The following is a 4,383-nucleotide window of genomic DNA, read 5'->3' as shown; positions in this document are numbered from 1 at the left end:
AGTTCCGCCCGATCATCACCGGGGTGTTCGGGCTCACCTTCGGCGATGTGAACGGAGACATCCCGTTCGGGGATATCAGCGCCACCATGCGAGGTCAATCATGAATCGAACAAAGCAGGTCGGCGCGACCACGGTGGAGTTCGCGCTGGTCCTGATGCTCTTCCTGACCTTCCTGCTGGGCATCATGGATTTCGCGCGCATGTTGTGGACGTGGAATGCAGCTGCCGAAGCGACGCGCTGGGGCGCTCGCGCGGCCGTCGTGTGCGACCGAGACGCCACGGTCGTGCTTTCCAAGATGCAGAAGTTCCTGCCTCAATTGACGGCAGCCAACGTCAGCATCGATTGGTACGACGCGGCAGGCAGCGTCAGCACGGCCTGTACCGCCGCCAATTGCAGCGGCGTGAATGTCCGCATCCTCAATCTCGACTACCAGTGGATCTCGCCCATCGGATTCGGAACGCATGCCGCGATCCCGATGCCGAGTTTTTCCACCTACCTGCCGCGCGAAATCATGGGGCAGGACCCGAACAGCAGCGCCGTCTGCTCCTGATCTGCACCTAACCCCGAGCCACATCATCATGAAAATCTCCATCATCTCCCCCAACCCCGGCCATCTGCAGGACATGCGCAAGGTGCTGGAGGTTCGCTCCCACACAGTCTCCGTGTTCGAAGGAGGCAAGAGCCGCATGCAGTGGGTGGTCGAGCAATCGGCGCCCGAGCTGCTGCTGGTGGACGGCATGTGCTGCGATCCCCATGAGGTGTCGATGGTGGAGCAGCTCACGATGCGCCATCCCGCGCTTGCGGTGGTGCTGCTGTGCGCGATGCAGACGCCCGAGTTCCTGATTCTTGCCATGCGTTCGGGCGTGCGCGAGGTGCTGCCTTCGCCGCCTGAGCCTGCGGCGCTCGAGGCGGCCGTGGAGCGCATCGCACTCAAGATGGCCGGCACGCAGGCACGCGAGGCGGGCCAGGTGGTCGCGTTCATGCCATGCAAGGGCGGCAGCGGCGCCACCTTTCTGGCCACCAACATCGGGCATCAGCTTTCGATGCGCCGCTCGGTGCTGCTGATCGACCTGAACCTGCAGTTCGGCGATGCGCTGTCTTACGTGAGCGACCTGCGGCCCACTTCCACGCTGGCCGACGTGGCGCGCGACATCGGCCGGCTCGATGCCTCCTTGCTGGCCGCAAGCACGGTGAAGGTGGCGCCGGGCTTCAGCATTCTTGCGGCGCCCGAAGACCTCTCGCGCGCGCTGGAGGTCAAGGCCGAGCATATCGATGCCATCCTGCAGCTGGCAGTGGCGCAGTACGACTTCGTGCTGTTCGACCTGGGCCTGCGCATCGATCCGCTCGTCATCCGCGTGCTGGACCGCGCGGACCGGATCTTTCCGGTGCTCCAGCCGAGCCTGCCGCACATCCGCAACGTGACGCGACTGATGCAGGTGTTCAAGTCGCTCGGCTATCCGGCCGGCAAGGTCGAGCTGCTGGTCAACCGCAGCGCGGGCGGCACGGAGATCGGCCTGTCCGACATGCGCCGATCGCTGGGCGGGGCCACGCTGGTCAGCGTGCCCGATGGCGGCAAGGACGTGGACGCTTCGATCAACCGCGGCGTGCCGCTGGCCGAGATGTCGCGCGGCAGCGCGCTCTGCAAGCGGCTCGTGGAAATCGCCCACACGCTCAGTCCTCGCCAGAAGGAAGCGCCAGGCCTGATCGGCCGGCTTTTCCGCCGAGCCTGACACCGCATTGCACCCTGACGCATCTTCTTCCTCCAACAGCAAGGCAGGTCCACATGTCATTCAGAGAACAGCTCAATGCGATCGAAGCCGCGCCGGTCGCGCGCGCGCCGGCACCGCTCCTGCCCGACGGGGCGCTTTCGTCCTTCGCTTCGGATGCCTACAAGCTCCTGAAGGAGCGAATGCACCTGAAACTGCTGGACCGGTTCGACCTGGCGGTGCTCGAAACCCTGAAGCCCGAGGTGCTGCGCCAGGAAATCTCCACCATGGTCACCCGGCTGCTGCAGGAGGAGCCCGAGGCGCTGAACGACATCGAGCGGCGTACGCTGATCCGCGACATCCAGCACGAGATGCTCGGCTTCGGTCCCATCGAGCTGCTGATGGCCGACCCGACGGTGTCGGACATCCTGGTCAACTCGCACGACCAGGTCTACGTGGAGCGCAGGGGCCGGCTGGAGCTGACGGACGTGAGCTTCACCGACGAGAAGCACCTGCTGCGCATCATCGACAAGATCGTCTCGCTGGTGGGACGGCGCATCGACGAATCCAGCCCCATGGTCGATGCGCGGCTGCCGGACGGATCGCGCGTCAATGCGGTGATTGCGCCGGTGGCACTGGACGGCCCGATGATGTCGATTCGCCGCTTCGCGAAGATTCCGCTGAAGATGGAGAACCTGGTGCACGACCTCAAGACGCTCACGCCGCAGATGGGGCTGATGCTCGAAGGGCTGGCCAGCGCAAAGATCAACATGCTGATCTCCGGCGGCACCGGCGCCGGCAAGACGACGCTGCTGAATATTCTCTCGGGCTTCATTCCCGCCACAGAACGCATCATCACCATCGAGGATGCGGCCGAACTCCAGCTGCAGCAGCCGCATGTGGCCCGCATGGAAACCCGGCCGATGAACATCGAAGGCAAGGGCGAGATCACGCAGCGCGCGCTGGTGCGCAACGCATTGCGCATGCGGCCCGACCGCATCGTGATTGGCGAGGTGCGCGGCGCCGAGGCGGTCGACATGCTGCAGGCCATGAACACCGGCCACGAAGGCTCGCTGACCACCATCCACGCCAACAGCCCGCGCGACGCGCTGGCACGGCTGGAGAACATGATCAGCATGGCCAACCTGAACCTGCCGCATCACTCGGTGCGCCAGCAGATCGCGTCGGCCATCACGGTGGTGATCCAGGTCCTGCGGCTCGTCGATGGCCGGCGCAAGGTCACCAGCATCCAGGAGATCACCGGCATGGAAGGCGAGGTGGTCACGATGCAGGAGATCTTCGCGTTCCGCCAGACCGGCATGGGCCCCGACGGCCGCGTGCGCGGCTACTTCCATGCCACCGGCGTGCGGCCGAAATTCGTCGAGCGCCTGCACTCCTTTGGCGTGGTGCTGCCCGACGCCATGTTCGATCCCGACAAGCACTACGAATAGGAGGCTCCCATGTTCCAGAACCTGGTTGGAGACACGCTCATCACGCTGTCGGTGCTGGTCTTCGTGACGGTGCTGATGGTGATCGAGGGGCTGTACATGCTGTGGCGCTCCTACAGGGGCCCCGGCGTTCAGAAGATCGGCAAACGGCTGCAGGCGCTGTCTGCGGCCACCGACCGCATCGCGCAGGCGCGGCTCGTGAAGGACCGCGTGCTCAGCGAGGCGCCCTGGATGCAGCGCGTTCTCCTGAAGCTTCCGCGGGCCCACCGCCTGGACCGCTTCATTCTCCAGGCGGGTCTGGAGTGGACCGTGTCCCATGTGCTGCTGGCCTGTGCGCTGTCCGGCATGCTTGTCTTCTTTGCGATGGCATCGCTCGCGAACCAGCCCGCATGGGTTGCCCTGCTGGTGGGCGCCGCCGGCGCCGCGGTGCCGCTGCTTTACCTGGACTACCAGCGCAGCCGCCGACTGGCGCATCTAGAAAGGCAACTGCCGGACGCGCTGGACCTGGTGACGCGCGCCCTGCGCGCGGGCCATTCGTTCGCGAGCAGTGTGCAGATGATCGGCGAGGAAATGTCCGAGCCCATTGCGGGCGAGTTCCGCATGGTGGCCGACGAGGTCGGCTTCGGCGTCTCGCTGCAGCAGGCGCTCACGAACATGAGCGAGCGCGTGCCGCTTACCGACCTGCGCTACTTCGTGGTGTCGGTGCTGATCCAGCGCGACTCCGGCGGCAACCTGACCGAGGTGCTGGGCAACCTGAGCCGGCTGATCCGCGACCGCCTCAAGCTGCTGGCACGGGTGCGGGTGCTGTCGGCGGAAGGGCGGCTGTCGGCCTGGATCCTCGGCCTGATGCCCTTTGCGCTGGTGGCGCTCCTGAATGCGTTCAATCCCGAGTTCATGTCGCCGCTGTGGACCGACCCGATCGGCATCACCGTCGTCAAGTACATGCTGGGCCTGATGGTGGTCGGCGCGGTGATCCTGCGCAAGATCGTGAAGATCCGTGTCTGAAGGAGAAATGCCATGCTGTTCCCCATTCTCGTTTTCGTGGCCGTCTCCCTCGCCATTGGCGGATTCGCGGTCTGGATGATGCCCACCCGTACCGAGCAGCGGCTGCGGGCCGTAGTGCCTGGGAGCAAGTCGGTCTGGATCGAGACCGCCGTCAAGATCGTCGGGCCCTTCGCCCAGTTGTCTTCGCCCACCGGCGAAGGAGAGGCCTCACCGCTGCGATTGTA

The 4,383-nt window shown here is 65.3% G+C and carries 4 protein-coding genes and 1 pseudogene; all 5 read left to right on the top strand.

Annotated features, from left to right (window positions below; genetic code table 11):
- The first annotated feature begins 100 nt into the window (after nucleotides 1-100).
- Nucleotides 101-550, top strand: coding sequence for a TadE family protein (locus tag AC1DOC_RS21335; RefSeq protein WP_418146890.1), 450 nt, complete (start codon nucleotides 101-103; stop codon nucleotides 548-550).
- Between the two features lie 28 nt (nucleotides 551-578).
- Nucleotides 579-1,730, top strand: a complete 1,152-nt coding sequence (locus tag AC1DOC_RS21330) for a CpaE/TadZ family protein (RefSeq protein ID WP_478080055.1) — start codon at nucleotides 579-581, stop codon at nucleotides 1,728-1,730.
- Nucleotides 1,731-1,783: 53 nt separating this feature from the next.
- Complete coding sequence (locus tag AC1DOC_RS21325; protein ID WP_478080056.1) at nucleotides 1,784-3,157, top strand: CpaF family protein; 1,374 nt, start codon at nucleotides 1,784-1,786, stop codon at nucleotides 3,155-3,157.
- Nucleotides 3,158-3,166: 9 nt separating this feature from the next.
- Nucleotides 3,167-4,159 carry a type II secretion system F family protein gene (locus AC1DOC_RS21320; RefSeq protein WP_478080057.1) on the top strand — a complete coding sequence of 331 codons (993 nt, stop codon included), beginning with the start codon at nucleotides 3,167-3,169 and terminating at the stop codon, nucleotides 4,157-4,159.
- Nucleotides 4,160-4,171: 12 nt separating this feature from the next.
- Nucleotides 4,172-4,383, top strand: a pseudogene (locus AC1DOC_RS21315) (type II secretion system F family protein); the annotation flags it as partial.

The sequence above is a fragment of the Variovorax sp. 01T439_2 genome (assembly GCF_056398445.1).
The sequence above is the reverse complement of the archived record's forward strand: the minus strand, read 5'-3'. Positions and strand labels throughout refer to the sequence as shown.

Excerpts from the sequence above, each read along its gene's own strand:
- AC1DOC_RS21330 (WP_478080055.1), top strand. The coding sequence starts at position 579 with ATGAAAATCTCCATCATCTCCCCCAACCCCGGCCATCTGCAGGACATG.
- AC1DOC_RS21320 (WP_478080057.1), top strand. The coding sequence starts at position 3,167 with ATGTTCCAGAACCTGGTTGGAGACACGCTCATCACGCTGTCGGTGCTG.
- AC1DOC_RS21335 (WP_418146890.1), top strand. The coding sequence starts at position 101 with ATGAATCGAACAAAGCAGGTCGGCGCGACCACGGTGGAGTTCGCGCTG.
- AC1DOC_RS21325 (WP_478080056.1), top strand. The coding sequence starts at position 1,784 with ATGTCATTCAGAGAACAGCTCAATGCGATCGAAGCCGCGCCGGTCGCG.